Origin of the sequence: Salipiger marinus (assembly GCF_035481585.1) — a bacterium.
In the GTDB taxonomy this organism is placed as follows: Bacteria; Pseudomonadota; Alphaproteobacteria; order Rhodobacterales; family Rhodobacteraceae; genus Salipiger; species Salipiger marinus.
Window position 1 is genome coordinate 198,552 of record NZ_JAYKSL010000006.1, and the last position, 13,623, is coordinate 212,174.

At 67.8% G+C, this 13,623-nt stretch carries 16 protein-coding genes and 1 other RNA gene; 3 read left to right on the forward strand and 14 right to left on the reverse strand.

The window, feature by feature from the left end; genetic code table 11:
- The coding region (locus VK682_RS10340) for a zinc-binding dehydrogenase (protein WP_324781763.1) at nt 1-422 on the forward strand (422 nt) is incomplete at its 5' end.
- A 3-nt stretch (nt 423-425) separates the two neighbouring features.
- On the opposite strand, the gene VK682_RS10345 is transcribed toward VK682_RS10340, so the two are convergent.
- Entirely contained in the window at nt 426-1,301 is an 876-nt protein-coding gene (locus VK682_RS10345) for a LysR family transcriptional regulator (RefSeq protein ID WP_089847111.1), read from the reverse strand.
- Between the two features lie 125 nt (nt 1,302-1,426).
- Here VK682_RS10345 and VK682_RS10350 point away from each other — a divergent pair, with 125 nt between their 5' ends.
- Together VK682_RS10350 and VK682_RS10355 are read left to right on the forward strand one after the other, a co-directional pair.
- Nucleotides 1,427-1,636, forward strand: coding sequence for a DUF1127 domain-containing protein (locus VK682_RS10350; RefSeq protein ID WP_230794281.1), 210 nt, complete (start codon nt 1,427-1,429; stop codon nt 1,634-1,636).
- 139 nt (nt 1,637-1,775) lie between these two features.
- Nucleotides 1,776-2,519, forward strand: coding sequence for a Bax inhibitor-1/YccA family protein (locus VK682_RS10355; RefSeq protein ID WP_089847108.1), 744 nt, complete (start codon nt 1,776-1,778; stop codon nt 2,517-2,519).
- Nucleotides 2,520-2,565: 46 nt separating this feature from the next.
- On the opposite strand, the gene VK682_RS10360 is transcribed toward VK682_RS10355, so the two are convergent.
- The 13 genes from VK682_RS10360 to VK682_RS10420 all read right to left on the reverse strand — a co-directional run bounded on the left by VK682_RS10360 (nt 2,566) and on the right by VK682_RS10420 (nt 13,585).
- Nucleotides 2,566-3,234, reverse strand: a complete 669-nt coding sequence (locus tag VK682_RS10360; RefSeq protein ID WP_230794280.1) for an aminotransferase class IV — start codon at nt 3,232-3,234, stop codon at nt 2,566-2,568.
- An 11-nt stretch (nt 3,235-3,245) separates the two neighbouring features.
- The gene (locus VK682_RS10365) at nt 3,246-4,337 is read right to left on the reverse strand and encodes an aminodeoxychorismate synthase component I (protein WP_324781764.1); all 1,092 of its coding nucleotides are present in this window, start codon (nt 4,335-4,337) and stop codon (nt 3,246-3,248) included.
- 117 nt (nt 4,338-4,454) lie between these two features.
- Complete coding sequence (locus VK682_RS10370) at nt 4,455-4,796, reverse strand: hypothetical protein (protein WP_230794278.1); 342 nt, start codon at nt 4,794-4,796, stop codon at nt 4,455-4,457.
- 198 nt (nt 4,797-4,994) lie between these two features.
- On the reverse strand, nt 4,995-5,432 hold the full coding sequence (locus VK682_RS10375; protein WP_089847101.1) for an HIT family protein: 438 nt from the start codon (nt 5,430-5,432) through the stop codon (nt 4,995-4,997).
- 126 nt (nt 5,433-5,558) lie between these two features.
- Nucleotides 5,559-5,726 (reverse strand): 50S ribosomal protein L33, encoded by a 168-nt coding sequence (rpmG, locus tag VK682_RS10380; protein ID WP_084353547.1) that lies wholly within the window; start codon nt 5,724-5,726, stop codon nt 5,559-5,561.
- Between the two features lie 102 nt (nt 5,727-5,828).
- Nucleotides 5,829-6,231: RNase P RNA component class A (rnpB, locus tag VK682_RS10385), an RNA gene on the reverse strand.
- Between the two features lie 44 nt (nt 6,232-6,275).
- Complete coding sequence (locus tag VK682_RS10390; protein WP_089847100.1) at nt 6,276-6,986, reverse strand: alpha/beta fold hydrolase; 711 nt, start codon at nt 6,984-6,986, stop codon at nt 6,276-6,278.
- Between the two features lie 206 nt (nt 6,987-7,192).
- Nucleotides 7,193-8,200 (reverse strand): nuclear transport factor 2 family protein, encoded by a 1,008-nt coding sequence (locus tag VK682_RS10395; RefSeq protein WP_089847098.1) that lies wholly within the window; start codon nt 8,198-8,200, stop codon nt 7,193-7,195.
- Nucleotides 8,201-8,289: 89 nt separating this feature from the next.
- Nucleotides 8,290-9,027: an alpha/beta hydrolase gene (locus tag VK682_RS10400; protein ID WP_230794276.1), complete on the reverse strand. Its 738-nt coding sequence runs from the start codon at nt 9,025-9,027 to the stop codon at nt 8,290-8,292.
- Between the two features lie 186 nt (nt 9,028-9,213).
- Entirely contained in the window at nt 9,214-9,954 is a 741-nt protein-coding gene (locus VK682_RS10405; RefSeq protein WP_089847094.1) for a YebC/PmpR family DNA-binding transcriptional regulator, read from the reverse strand.
- Between the two features lie 96 nt (nt 9,955-10,050).
- Nucleotides 10,051-11,829, reverse strand: coding sequence for an SLC13 family permease (locus VK682_RS10410; protein WP_089847092.1), 1,779 nt, complete (start codon nt 11,827-11,829; stop codon nt 10,051-10,053).
- Nucleotides 11,826-12,776: a DMT family transporter gene (locus VK682_RS10415; protein ID WP_230794275.1), complete on the reverse strand. Its 951-nt coding sequence runs from the start codon at nt 12,774-12,776 to the stop codon at nt 11,826-11,828. Before VK682_RS10415 ends, VK682_RS10410 begins: the two co-directional genes overlap by 4 nt.
- The gene (locus VK682_RS10420; protein ID WP_089847088.1) at nt 12,773-13,585 is read right to left on the reverse strand and encodes a TIGR00282 family metallophosphoesterase; all 813 of its coding nucleotides are present in this window, start codon (nt 13,583-13,585) and stop codon (nt 12,773-12,775) included. Before VK682_RS10420 ends, VK682_RS10415 begins: the two co-directional genes overlap by 4 nt.
- Nucleotides 13,586-13,623: the final 38 nt, after the last annotated feature.

The window sequence follows — 13,623 nt, forward strand, 5'->3', positions numbered from 1 at the left end:
CCGCCGGGGCCGATCACCTGATCGACGCGGCCACGCAGGACATCCGCACCGAGATGAAGGCGCTTGGCGGGGCCGATGTGGTCTATGATCCGGTGGGCGGCGACCAGTTCGAGGCCGCTTTTCGCGCCTGCCGCCCCGAGGCGCGGATCCTGACCATCGGCTTTGCCAGCGGCAGCGTGCCGCAGATCAAGGCCAATCACCTGCTGGTCAAGAACCTGACGGTGATGGGTCTTTACTGGGGCGGCTATCTGGGCTTCCGCCCCGAGGTGCTGACCCGGTCGCTGGCCACGCTTTTCGACTGGCATGCGGCGGGGCGGCTGCGCCCGCATGTCAGCCTTGTGCTGCCGCTGGAGCGCGCCGCCGAAGGGCTCGACCTGCTGCGCCGCCGGGCCGCCACCGGCAAGGTGGTGATCCGGATCTGACCGCTACTGCGCGGCCATCTCTGTCCCGCGCGTGCCAAGCGCGCGAAATTCGGCGCGCAGCATCTCCAGCACCGGGGCGAGGATCTGCGGCTTGGCTGCAGACCCGTAAAGACAGATCTTCTGCACCCCCAGATCGGGCAGCACCCCGCGCGGGATCAGATCGTAATGCGCGGGCGCGTGGCCTTCCAGCACCGGAGTCACCGCCAGATCCGCCGTCACCGACACTTCGATGATGCGGTCGCTTTCGGAATCCACCGCAAGCTCCCAGTCGATGTCATGCTGTTCCATCATCGCCGCCGCCACCGGGCGGAAACCGCAGCGCCGCGAAAAGGCGATGCGCAGCGGCCGGGATTTCCACGCGCTGCCCCCTGCCGCGCCATACCAGCGCAGCGGCACGTCCAGCAGCGGCTCGCCGCCCTCGGCGGGATCGGCCTCGGTGGTCAGGATCACGTCCACGGCGCCCCGGGCGAACTGCTCTTTCAGCTCGGCGGTGTAAGAGCTGATCAGCTGCACCCGCACCCGCGGCATGTCGCGCCCCATGCGTTTGATGATCCGGGGGATCACCGGATAGACGATGTCATGCGGCACCCCCAGCACGATCTCGCCCTCCCAGTCCTGCCGGGTCAGGCGGGCATAGATCTCGTCATTCAGGTCGACCATGCGGCGGGCGTATTTCAGCAGCTGTTCCCCTGCCGGGGTCAGCGCCACGCCGCGCCCCGACCGGTCCAGCAGCGCAAGGCCAAGACCATCCTCCAGCCGCTTGAGCTGCATCGACACCGCCGACTGCGTGAGATTGAGAAACCCCGCCGCGCGGGTCACGCCGCCCGCATCGGCCACCGCGACGAAAGAGCGCAGCGTGGTCAGGTCAAGATTGCGCATGGATCACGTCCCGTGATGGAGCCCGTCAAGAACATTCGTTTTACAGATCAGTCCCGCAGCAGCATATCCATCACCAAGGCCCATGGAAATGGGGAAACACATCAACCTTTGTGAAGGAGACCGTCATGATCCGTGATCTCGTCCTGAGCCGCCGCCACAGGGCCCGTCCGCCGCTTCTGGCAAGGCTTTTCGCCATGGCCGCCCTCGCCCGCCAGCGCCGCAAACTGGCGGAACTGGACGAGGCGGCGCTGCGCGACCTTGGCATCTCCCGCGCGGATGCGCTGGCCGAGGCGCGGCGCAGGCCGTGGGACGCGCCCCAGCACTGGCGCGGCTGACCTGCGGCGGGCCCGTCCCGAGGTTTTCGTGCCGAAACAGCGCGTTTCGCGGTTTCGTGTTCTTGAAATGTGGCGCCACTCTGCCAATATCGGAAGCGAGGGGATATAACTCCCGAACCTGTACAACTTGGAGGACTCGATGGCTCAATACAGAACAATCCGGACCGCTGGCGCAGCCGGCGCCCGCTCGGCCCAGATTGATGAAGGTCTGCGCGCACATATGAACAAGGTCTACGGGACCATGTCCGTGGGCATGCTCCTGACCTTCGCTGTGGCTTGGGCGGTCGGCACCAGCCCCGAGCTTCTGGCGGTGTTCCGCGACCCCGCGACCCTGCGGCCCAACATTCTGGGCTGGATCGTGATGTTCGCCCCGCTGGGCATGGCCTTCGCCTTTGGCGCGGCCATCAACCGCCTGTCCGCCGCTGGCGCGCAGCTGTTCTTCTACGCCTTCGCGGCGGTGATGGGCCTGTCGCTGTCGTGGATCTTCGTGGCCTTCACCGGCATGTCCATCGCACAGGTCTTCCTTGTGACCGCGATCTCCTTCGCGGGCCTGTCGCTCTGGGGCTACACCACGAAGAAGGACATCTCCGGCTGGGGATCGTTCCTGATCATGGGCGTGATCGGCATTCTGGTCGCCTCGATCGTCAACATCTTCCTTGGCTCGCCGGCGATCCAGTTCGCCATCTCGATCCTCGGGGTGCTGATCTTCGCGGGCCTGACCGCCTATGACACCCAGAACATCAAGAACACCTATATCGAACATGCCGCCCATGGCGACAGCGAGTGGCTGGGCAAGGCCGCCATCATGGGCGCGCTGAACCTCTACCTCGACTTCATCAACATGTTCATGTTCCTGCTGCAGCTTTTCGGCAACCGCGAATAAGCGGCCGCTCCGGACAGCAGAAGGCCCCGCTTCGGCGGGGCCTTTTTTATGGGCGCGGATCGGGCAGCGCGCCGGGGCGCAGATCCGCTGCCATCAGCCCGCGCAGGGCATTGCCGATCCAGAGCCGCCGTGCCGCCAGCAGATCGGCGCGGGTCACCACCGCCTCGGCGAACCTGTCCAGCAGGCTTGCGCGCAGCACGCCCGGAAGCAGGCCGCAGGTTGCGGCGGGGGTCACGCAGCGCCCGTCGGCCCGTTCCAGAAACACATTGGTATAGGCGCCCTCGCACAGCTCGTCGCGGCTGTTGAAAAACAGCACCTCCGCCAGATCGGCGGGCTTGTGGCGCAGCGCCGCGTCATACAGCGCGCGGCGGGTGGTCTTGATCCGCAGGAACGGATCGGCGGGGTCAAGCCGCACCTCCGACAGCGCCACCGCCACCCGCGCGGGCACCGAGGCAGGATCGAAGGGCGCATGGGTCAGATCCGGCACCCCGTCCCGCCCGAGGGTCAGGCGCAGCCGTGCGGCCCCCTCTGCGGCAAAGCCGTCCAGCGCCGCGTCCACCGCCCCCGCCTCAAAGCCAAAGCCCAAGCGCGCGCAGGTCGCCCGCGCCCGCGCCAGATGTGCGTCGCGCCGGGCGACGCCGCCCCCCGGCTGCCAGAGCATCGTTTCGATCACGCGCAGGGCGGGATCAGTCCGGTCACGAAACGGGATTTCCACAGCGCCTCCTGTTATTCGGCCTCTGCCTCGCTGTCCATGACGATGCCGCCGCCCACCCCCATGCGGGCGGTGCCGGGGCCGGTGACGGTCAGCGTGCGGATGGCGACGTTGAACGACGCCCGCCCGTCCGGGGCCATCCAGCCCATGCTTCCGCAATACATGCCGCGCCGCCAGCCCTCCAGCCGGTGGATCGCGCGCATGGCGGCAATCTTCGGCGCGCCGGTGATGGACCCGCAGGGAAACAGCGCCCGCATCAGATCGGGCAGCGCTGCAGCTCCGGCCAACTGGCCTTCGACGCGCGAGATCATCTGATGCAGCGTGGCGTAAGTTTCGACTTTCAGAAGCTCCGGCACCCGGACCGAGCCCACGCGGCAGATCCGCGACAGGTCGTTGCGCATCAGATCGACGATCATGATGTTTTCGGCGCGGTTCTTGATGTCGCGCCCCAAGGTTTCGCGCAGCGTGGCATCGCGCTGCGGGTCGGCATCGCGCGGGGCGGTGCCCTTCATCGGCGCCACTTCGGCCCGGCCCTGCGCATCCAGCCGGAAGAACAGCTCTGGCGAACGCGACAGCACGGTCTGCCCGCCAAGGTGCAAGAGCCCGCCATGCCCCACCGGCTGCAGCGCGCGCATCGCCCCCCACAGCCCCAGCGGCGTGCCGTCAAACCCCACCTCCACCGGCAGGGTAAGATTGACCTGATAAAGATCACCCGCCGCCAGCATCTCCTTGATGACATGGAACCGCGCCGCGTGATCGGCAGGCGACCAGAGCGGCGTGACATGGCGCAGCCCCACCTGCGCCGCCTCCTGCCCGGCCTGCGCCAGCAGCGGCGCGGGATCGGCGGGGCCGTCAAAAATGCCGAACCTCAGCAGCGGCTCGGGTCCGGGGGTCAGCAGATCCGCCACCGCCGGGTCCAGCGCGAATCCCAGCTCATAGGCGGCAGCCCCGGCGATCCATGCCCCCGCGCGCCGCGCCTGCTCCAGCCGGTCAAGCGCCGCCAGCGCCTCGGGGCCGGTATGGGCCACCACCCGCTCGCGCGGCTCGGCGAACAGGACCGGCCCGCGGTCGGGGCCCTCTTCCAGCAGCACATGATCTCCGGTCACGCCCGTTCCCCGCCGCAGCCCCCGCTTCGCGCCGTCTTAGCAGCATCAAAAGCCGGGCTCCAGACAGCGCAAGGGCCGCCCCCTGCGGGACGGCCCTGCCTTGGCATCATGGACAGGTCAGTTCAGCGCCAGATCGGTGCTGGTGCGCGCAGAGGTCACCGAGACCCCCTCGCCCGCCCGTTCGAAGCGGTAGACGGTGCCGGTGACGCCGGGCAGGCCGAAGGTGACCTTTTCTCCCTCGGCCAGACGCAGCGCCAGCCGCGCCGGGGTGGCATCGGGGCGGTCGGTGTAAAACGCCACCACCTCGGCGGCGCCGTCGACCGGGGTCCAGTAGACGGACAGGTCGACGCTGTCGGCATGGAGCGTGCCGCCCGACAGCGGCTTCGGCAGCAGCAGCGTATCGGCATGGGCAGTGACGGGAGCAGCGGCCAGCGCCGCCAGCAGAGCAAGGGTTTTCATGGGTGTCTCATCCGGTTGGGGCGCGGCATCAGCAACGCGCATCATTCTGCATTGCAGCATATGTCGCGGCAGGGTTCCCCGAAACTGCCGATGCGGAATAGCCGTTATGCAGCAATATCAATGGCTTGTCGGCATACCACGGTAGACCGAGGCAGCATCCCGCCCCGCAACGCCTTTTCGCTGCTGCAGAAATCCCGGTCAGGCCAGCTCAAACCGGGTCCGCAGCCGCTCCGCCGTGTCCGCGATCTCGGTCCGGGGGGCGCGGGGCGGCAGCGCAAAGGGCACCTCGTCCAGCGGGATGTAGCGGCGCGAGGTGATGTCGGTTGGCTCCACCATGGGCACCAGATGGGCATGCACATGCGGCACGTCATGGCCGGTGATGACAAAGCCCACGCGAGGCACGTCATATTCCGCCTTCAGCAGCCGCGCCATGGTCTGACCCAGCCGCATCAGCCCGCCCGCCAGCACCGGCGACAGATCCTCGAAACAGGCGCAGTGGTGGCGCGGCAGCACCAGAAGATGGCCGGGACGGATGGGGGCGGGATCGGCCATCACCAGATGGCTGCGGGATCTGCAGATCACCTCGGCCGGGCTGCGGCCCGACAGGATGTCGCAGAACAGGCAATCGGGAAACATCGGGCGACTCCTCCGGCCCTCATCGGGGCGCGGGGTCTCCGGAGCTGTCCAGCAGGGATCCTGTCCATGCAAAAGGCCGCCCGGAGGTTCCGCGCGGCCCAGTCACTGTCCCAAGACAAGGAAGGCTTACTTGATCTTGCCTTCTTTGTATTCGACGTGCTTCCGCACAACCGGGTCATACTTTCGTACGGCCATCTTCTCGGTCATGGTGCGGGCGTTTTTCTTGGTCACGTAGAAATGGCCCGTCCCGGCGGTCGAGTTCAGGCGGATCTTGATGGTGGTCGGCTTCGCCATTCTTCTTCTCCTGCAACGGGGGACGTACGCCGCCCGCGAAATCCTTGAAGCCCGCCTTTTACCCACACCCGGCCCGAAGTCAACAGGCCAAAGCGACAGAATTTGCGTGGAGGGCCTGTAAGCCGGATTCTGTTGTCGGATGGGTCACCCCATCCTCAGACGACCATTCCTCTAGGCCACATGTTGCCATGTGGCTCAAGCTGCCAACCCGGACCCCTCGGGCTGAAGCGGCCCTGCGGCGATATCCCCGAAGGGATCATGCCCCGCGCGGGGTCCCTATGCGGCATTGCTCCCGGTGGGGCTTGCCATGCGGGCGCTGTTGCCAGCCCCCCGGTGGGCTCTTACCCCACCGTTTCACCCTTACCGCCCGATGGGCGGCGGTCTGTTTTCTGTGGCGCTTTCCGTCAGGTTGCCCTGCCCGGGCGTTACCCGGCACCGATGCTTCAGTGAGTCCGGACTTTCCTCTCCGGCGGTTGCCCGCCGCAGCGGCCGTCCGGCCCTCCACGCAGCTTCCCAGTAGAAGCGTGCGCGCGCGGGGTCAAGCGCCGCTCAGCGCAGCGGCATCGGCCAGCGCATCCAGTCGCGGATCGCGTCGCTGACCGCGTCGGGATGTTCGAGCACCGGCAGATGGCCCGCCTCGGGGATCACCTGCAGCCGGGCGCCGGGAATGAGTTCGGCCATGAAGCTCTGGCGCTTCTCGGGGTAAAGCGTGTCATGCGCGCCGCAGAGCACCAGCACCGGCACCCGCAGCTTGCGCAGCGATCCCTGCTGATCGCGGCGGCGCTGCAGCGCGCGGATCTGGCGCACATAGGTTTCCACCCCCAGCCCCTGCGCCATGTCCTGCACCAGCGCCAGCACGTCGCGCCGCCACGGACCGGGCGCCAGACAGTCGGCGGGGAAAAGCGCGCTGACCGCCGCATCGAGCCGCCCGGCGCGGGCCTTGATGATGGCGGGGTCACGTTCGGCGGCCTGCTGCGGCGTGTCGGCCAAGGGCGAGGTGCCCATCAGCAGCAGGCGACTGACCCGGTCGGGGGCGCGGCGCTGCACCTCCATCGCCACCATGCCGCCAAAGCCCAAGCCTGCCAGCGCGAACCGCCGGGGCAGCACGTCCAGCAGGCTGGAGGCGATTTCCTCGATCCGTTCGCCCAGATGCACGGGCGCCACCATCACCGCCATGTCGCGCGACAGATCGGCGATCTGCGGCCCATAAAGCCGCGCGTCACACAGCATCTCGGGCAACAGGACCAGCGGTTCAGCCATGCCCCGGATCCCTGCCCTTGCGGGCCTGCCTGCGGTTTCTGCGATGCACCCCGCGCCCTCTGCCTGCTCTTGCGTTGCGCCCTGCCCGCATGGTGCCAGCACTGCCTGCACGCGGGTCTTTCCCGCAAGGGATGCGGTCCGGGGGCCTTTGGCCAAAGCCTAGCCCCCGCAGCGCGCAAGGGAAAGCGGGAAACCGCCCGCGCGCCCTACTCTGCCGCCATCAGGCGCGGCGCTGCCGCCTGAGCGGCACCAAGCCCGGTGGCGCAGTGGATCTGCATCCAGACCGCCGCCTCGTCATAAAGCGTCCATTCCCGGCGCAGGCCTGCGGGGCCGAATTCGGCGTGGCTCATGCCCATCACATGCACCTCCGCCCCGCTGGGCCGCCCAAAGGGGCCCCAGCCGTCATGCCGCCCCGTCAGCGACCAGCGCAGCGCGGCACGCGGCGGCATCAGCCGGTCCTCCACCCCGATCTGGTGATGGATGACGAACTGCGCCGACGGAAAGGCGGCGCGCAGCCCCAGCCAGAACCGCTCTGCCCCGCCATGGCCATGCGCCGGATCGCCGCCGGGATAGGCCATGCGCGCGGCGGCATCGTATTGCGCAGGGATCACCGAAAATTCCGAGGTCATGAGCGTGCTCAGCAGCGCGGCAAAAGCCTGCCCCCACTGGGTGCCATTGCCGCGCCCGGTATAGGGGCCGGGCTGGTCGATGGCGGGGCGGAACGGTTCGGTTTCGGCATCGCGCCCGCTGATGCGGTAGCGCGCCCAGTCCGAGACAGAGATGCCAAGCTGGCGCAGGATCGCGCCGGTGTCGCGGATCCACCACGCATCGCTGATGCGGTTGTCCTTGGCGTAAAGCTCCGCCATCATGCGGAAAGCGACGCGCCGCCCGCTGGCGGTGCCAAAGACGCCGGTGCCGTCATGCCGCGCCCGCGCCCAAAGCCGCTGCGCCCCCAGCATGCCGACCTGCGGCGCCCCGCACCAGATCACATCCTCGGTCAGGGCGGCATGGTCGGGCAGCGCTGCGGTCAGTTCCAGCACCTCCGCCCGCAGCGCCTCGGGGCCGAAGCCAAGCCCGGCGGGACGGCGCAGCAGCACATGCGGGTGCCACAGCGCCGCCAGCCCCGGCCCCAGCCCGCGCCGGTTCCACACGGTCTGCGCCACCTCGCGCAGGTAATGGGGGTAATCCCGGAACTGTGGATCGAATCCGCGCATGTCGCCTCCGTTGCTGGGGGCAGGTTGCGCGGACTTGGTAAACAAAGTGCTGCCAAAGCCCGGACAAAAATTCGGGGCAGCGGAAAACCTCAGCCGCCCACCGCAAGGATCGCCTGTTCAATCTGCGCAAGGTTCGCCGGGTCGGAAAAGCGGTGATCGGCGCCCTTGACCAGCGTCAGCCGCAGATTGGGGCTGTCGATATGGTCCAGCAGCCGCAGCGCGGTGTCGCGGCTGACCGCCTCGTCCTCGGTGCCCTGCAGCAGCCGCACCGGCCATGGCATCCGCAGCGGCGTGCGCAGCACCAGATGGTCGCGCCCGTCTTCGATCAGGCGCCGCGTCACCACATAGGGATCGCCATAGGCAGAGGGCAGATGCACCGCGCCCTGCTCCATCACCTGCCGCCGCTGCTCTTCGGTGAAGGAGGCCCAGAAGCTGTCCTCGGTGAAATCCGGGGCGGCGGCGATGCCGACAAACCCCGCCACCCGCGGCAGGCGCTGGCTGAGCAGGCAGCCGATCCAGCCGCCCATGGACGAGCCGACAAGGATCACCGGCCCCTTGGCGACATGGCGGATGACCGCCTCCGCATCGCGGACCCAGTCCCCGATGCAGCCCTCCTCGAACGCGCCGCTGGACCGGCCATGCCCGGAATAGTCCAGCCGCAGGTAATCGCGCCCCTGCATCCGCGCCCAGGCCTGCAGATGCACGGCCTTGGTGCCGTCCATGTCGGATTTGTAGCCCGACAGGAACACGATGGTCGGCCCCACCCCCGGGCTGCGGGCATAGGCAAGGCGGGCGGTGGGGGTTTCAAGATAGCGGATGTCGGTCATGAGCGGGGCCTAATGTTGGAACGCGCCCAGACTGTCCCGCCCCCGCCCGAAGGACAAGCCCTGCCCCCCGCGCCGTGACGCAGCGGAACAACGGTGAAGACCGCCGCGCAACCCGTTGAACCCAAACAAAAAGGCGGAAGGTTTCCCCTCCGCCTCACGGGCCTGCAACCCAGCCTTGCGCGCGGATCAGAGCTGCGCCATGACCTCGTCGGAGGCTTCGAAATTGGTGGTGACGCGCTGCACGTCATCGTCGTCTTCCAGCGCATCCACCAGCTTCATCAGCGAGCGCATGGCGTCCAGATCAAGCTCGGTGGTGTTGCCGGGCTTCCACACCAGCTTGGTGCTGTCGCTTTCGCCCAGCACCTCTTCCAGCGCGGCGGAGACTTCGCCCAGATCGCTGTCGGCGCAATAGACCACATGGCCCTCGTCCGAGCTTTCCACATCCTCGGCGCCCGCCTCGATGGCGGCCATCATCACCGTATCGGCATCGCCCACGGAGGCGGGATAGACGATCTCGCCCTTGCGTTCGAACATGAACGCGACCGAGCCGGTTTCCCCAAGGTTGCCGCCGTTCTTGGTGAAGGTGGAGCGCACGTTGGAGGCGGTGCGGTTGCGGTTGTCGGTCATCGCCTCGACGATCACGGCAACCCCGTTGGGGCCGTAACCTTCGTAGCGGATTTCCTCGTAATTGTCGCCGTCGCCCCCGATGGCCTTCTTGATGGCGCGTTCGATGTTGTCTTTGGGCATGGACTGGCTCTTGGCTTCCTTGATGGCCAGCCGCAGGCGGGGGTTCTTGTCGGGATCAGGGTCGCCCATCTTGGCGGCGACGGTGATCTCCTTGGAGAATTTGGAAAACAGCTTCGCGCGCACCGCGTCCTGACGGCCCTTGCGGTGCTGGATGTTTGCCCATTTGGAATGGCCGGCCATGGGTGCCTCTTGCCTTGTCTTGCGTGGTGAAGGATCGGGGTCTCTTACCCCAGAGCAGCCCCGCCCCGCAAGAGCACGGCACGGGGTTTCAGCCGGTCACAGCGGGAAGAAGAACGGGATCAGCGCCGAGGCCAGTAGCCCGATGCTGAGGTTCAGCGGCACGCCCACCCGCAGAAAGTCGGAAAAGCGGTAGCCGCCGGGGCCGTAGATCAGCGTGTTGGTCTGGTAGCCGATGGGGGTGGCAAAGCTGCAGGAGGCCGCGATCATCACCGCCACCACCAGCGCGCGCGCGTCGATGCCCAGATGCTCCGCCAGCCCGATGGCGATCGGCGTGACCACCACCGCCACCGCATTGTTGCTGACCGCCTCGGTCAGCACAGAGGTCAGCAGGAAGATCGCCCAGATCAGCAGCGGCCCCGGCAGCAGCGCCAGATAGGGCGCGATCGCCTCCACGATCAGCTGCACGGCGCCAGACGCCTCCAGCGCGGCGCCAATCGCGAGCATGGCAAAGATCAGCGCCAGAAGCTGACCCTCGACAAAGGAAAACGCCTCGTCGCTGTCGATGCAGCCGGTGAAGAACACCACCGCCACCGCCATCACCGCCAGCGCGAGGATCGGCGCCACGCCAAGTGCCGCCAGCACCACGATGGCCCCCATGGCCCCGATGGCCACCGGCGCATGGCCCCGGCGGAAGGCCCGCGCGGTGGGATGGGACACGTCCACCAGCTCCATCTCGTCCGCCAGCCGCTTGATGTCCTCGGGCGCGCCTTCCAGCAGCAGCGTGTCGCCGACGCGCACCACCAGTTCCTCGATCTTGCTGCCGATGTTCTGGTTCCGCCGGTGCACCGCCAGCGGATAGACCCCGTAGCGACGGCGCAGGCGCAGCGCGCCAAGGCTGCGCCCGACCATCTTGCACCCCGGAGAGATCAGCACCTCCACCGTGGTGGTTTCCTTGGCCGAGACCTGATCGACCCGCTTCAGCGACCGGTCGCGCTGCAGCGACAGCAGTTCGGTCATCTGGGTGCGCAGCACCACGCGGTCGCCGACCTGCAGGCGCACGCTGTCCATCTGGCGGCGCAGCGACTCGTCGCCGCGCACCACGTCGATCAGCCGCACGCCCTCGCGCTTGAAAAGCTGCACGCCCAGCACCTCGCGCCCGATCAGGTTGCTGTCGGGGGGCACCACCGCTTCGGTGAAGAATTTCATGCGCGACCGGTCCGACAGCATCCCCGCCATGGAGGTCCGGTCCGGCAGCAGGAAGCGCCCCACCAGCGCCAGATACAGCATCCCCCACGCCACAAGGATCAGCGCCAGCGGCGTCACCTCGAAGATGGAGAACGGCGCCATGCCCTGCGCCCGGGCCACCCCGTCCACCAGCAGGTTGGTGGAGGTGCCGATCAGCGTGGTGGTGCCGCCAAGGATCGCCGCATAGCTGAGCGGGATCAGCAGTTTCGAGGGCTGCACGCCCAAGGATTTGGAGATCTGCACGAAGACCGGCAGCATCAGCACCACGACCGGCGTGTTGTTCATGAAGGCCGAGGCGACGATCACCACCAGCATGATGCTGGCCATGGCCTGACGCGGGCGGCGTGCCACCTGCGTCTGCGCGAAGGTGGCAAAGGTGTCCAGCGCCCCGGTGCGCACCAGCGCGCCCATCACCACGAACATGGCGGCGATGGTCCATGGCGCGGGGTTGGCCAGCACCGCCAGCGCATCGGCATAGGGCAGCACCCCAAGCGCCAGCAGCAGCGCGGTGCCGCCGATGGCCACCACCTCGGTGGGATAGGATTCGCGGATGAACAGAACGAACATACCCACCACGGTGGCCAGAGTGACATAGGCCTGCGTGTTCTGGCTCAGTTCAATAAAATTCATCTGGGGCAATGGCCTGTCTGTGGATCGACCGGGGCATTCTGACTGCCGCCGCGCAGGGTGGCAAGCGCGGCACGCGGACGCGGCTGCACAAGCGCCACACCCGACATCATGACCAGCAGCGCAAGCCAGATGCCGCCGCTGTAGCTTTCGCCCAGAAACAGCATCGCCCAGGCAAGGCCGAACAGCGTGACCAGATAGCTGACCTGCACCGCAAAGACCGCCCCCGCCGCAGTCACCACCGCCACATAGCCCGCATAGGCCACGGCATGCAGCGCCGAGGCCGCAAGGATCGCCAGATCCGGCCCGCCCCATGGCGGGCGCGGGTCGATGAACTGCCCCGTGGCCAGCGCCAGCGGCAAGGTGACCGCCGCCCCCAGCGCCGAGGCTCCGGCCAGAAGCTGTAGCGGATCAAGCCCTCCGGTGCCATAGCGCGCGACCCAGTTGCCCTCCAGCGCGTAGAAGGCCGAGGCGATCAGCGCGACCGGGATCCAGCCCGCCAGCGTGGGATCGGGCAGGCTTGCCCCCGGCAGCACCAGCAGCAGCACGCCCGCAAAGCCAAGGCCCAGCCCGGCCAGACGCCGCCACGCGAAGCGGTCATTTCCCAGCACCAGCGCCAGCGGAAAGGCGAACATCGGCACCGAAGACAGCAGGATCGACAGCACCCCCGCCGGCAGGTGGATCGCGGCAGTATAGGACGCCATGCCCGGCAGCACCGTGCCGGTCAGCGCCACCACGACAAGCGCGGGCAGATGAGAGCGGCCAAACCGCAGCGGCCGCCCGCGCAGCCGGGTGACGATCCCCAGAAGCAGCGCGCCAAGCGCCAGCTGCCAGAACAGGATGCCGAAATGCCGGTAACCTTCGGACACGGCGACCTTGGCCAGCGGCTGACCGGCCCCCCACAGCGCGCCGACCCCGATCAGCGCCAGAAAGGGCCAGAGGCGGCTCAAGGTCCGGCCTGCTCCAGCCGCCCTCCCTGCCGCACCATGCGGATGGACGTGGCGCGACCGGTGCGGTCATCGCTGTCCACCAGCACGCCCGACAGGGTCGGATCGCCAAGCGCGGGCTGGAACCGGCCCTTGGGCATGCCGGTGATGAAGCGCCGCATCGGCTCGGTCTTGTCCATGCCGATCACCGACAGGTAATCGCCGCACATGCCCGCATCGGTCAGATAGCCGGTGCCGCCGGGCAGGATCTGCGCATCGCCGGTGGGCACATGGGTGTGGGTGCCCACCACAAGACTGGCGCGCCCGTCGCAGAAATGCCCCATCGCCATCTTTTCCGAGGTCGCCTCGCAATGCATGTCGACCAGCACCATCTGCGCCTGCCCCCCCAGCGGATGGCGGCGCAGCACGTCGTCCACCGCCGAGAAGGGATCGTCAAACGGGCGCTTCATGAAGACCTGCCCCAGCACCTGCGTCACCAGCACCTTGCGCCCGCGCCGGTCGGTGAACAGCCCCGCCCCGCGCCCCGGCGCCTGTTTGGAGAAGTTGAGCGGGCGGATGATGCGCGGCTCGCTTTCGATATAGCTCAGCATGTCCTTCTGGTCGAAGGCATGGTCGCCCAGCGTCACCACATCGGCGCCCGCGTCCAGCAGCAGCTTGGCATGGGGGCCGGTCAGGCCCACGCCGCTGGAGGCGTTTTCGCCGTTGATCACCACAAAATCAATTTTCCACGCCTCGCGGAGTCCGGGAAGCGTATCGCGGATTGCGGCGCGCCCCGCGCGCCCCATCACATCGCCAAGAAAAAGCGTTCTCATGGCGATATGGGTAAGCTGCGGCGGCGCGAAAGCAAAGC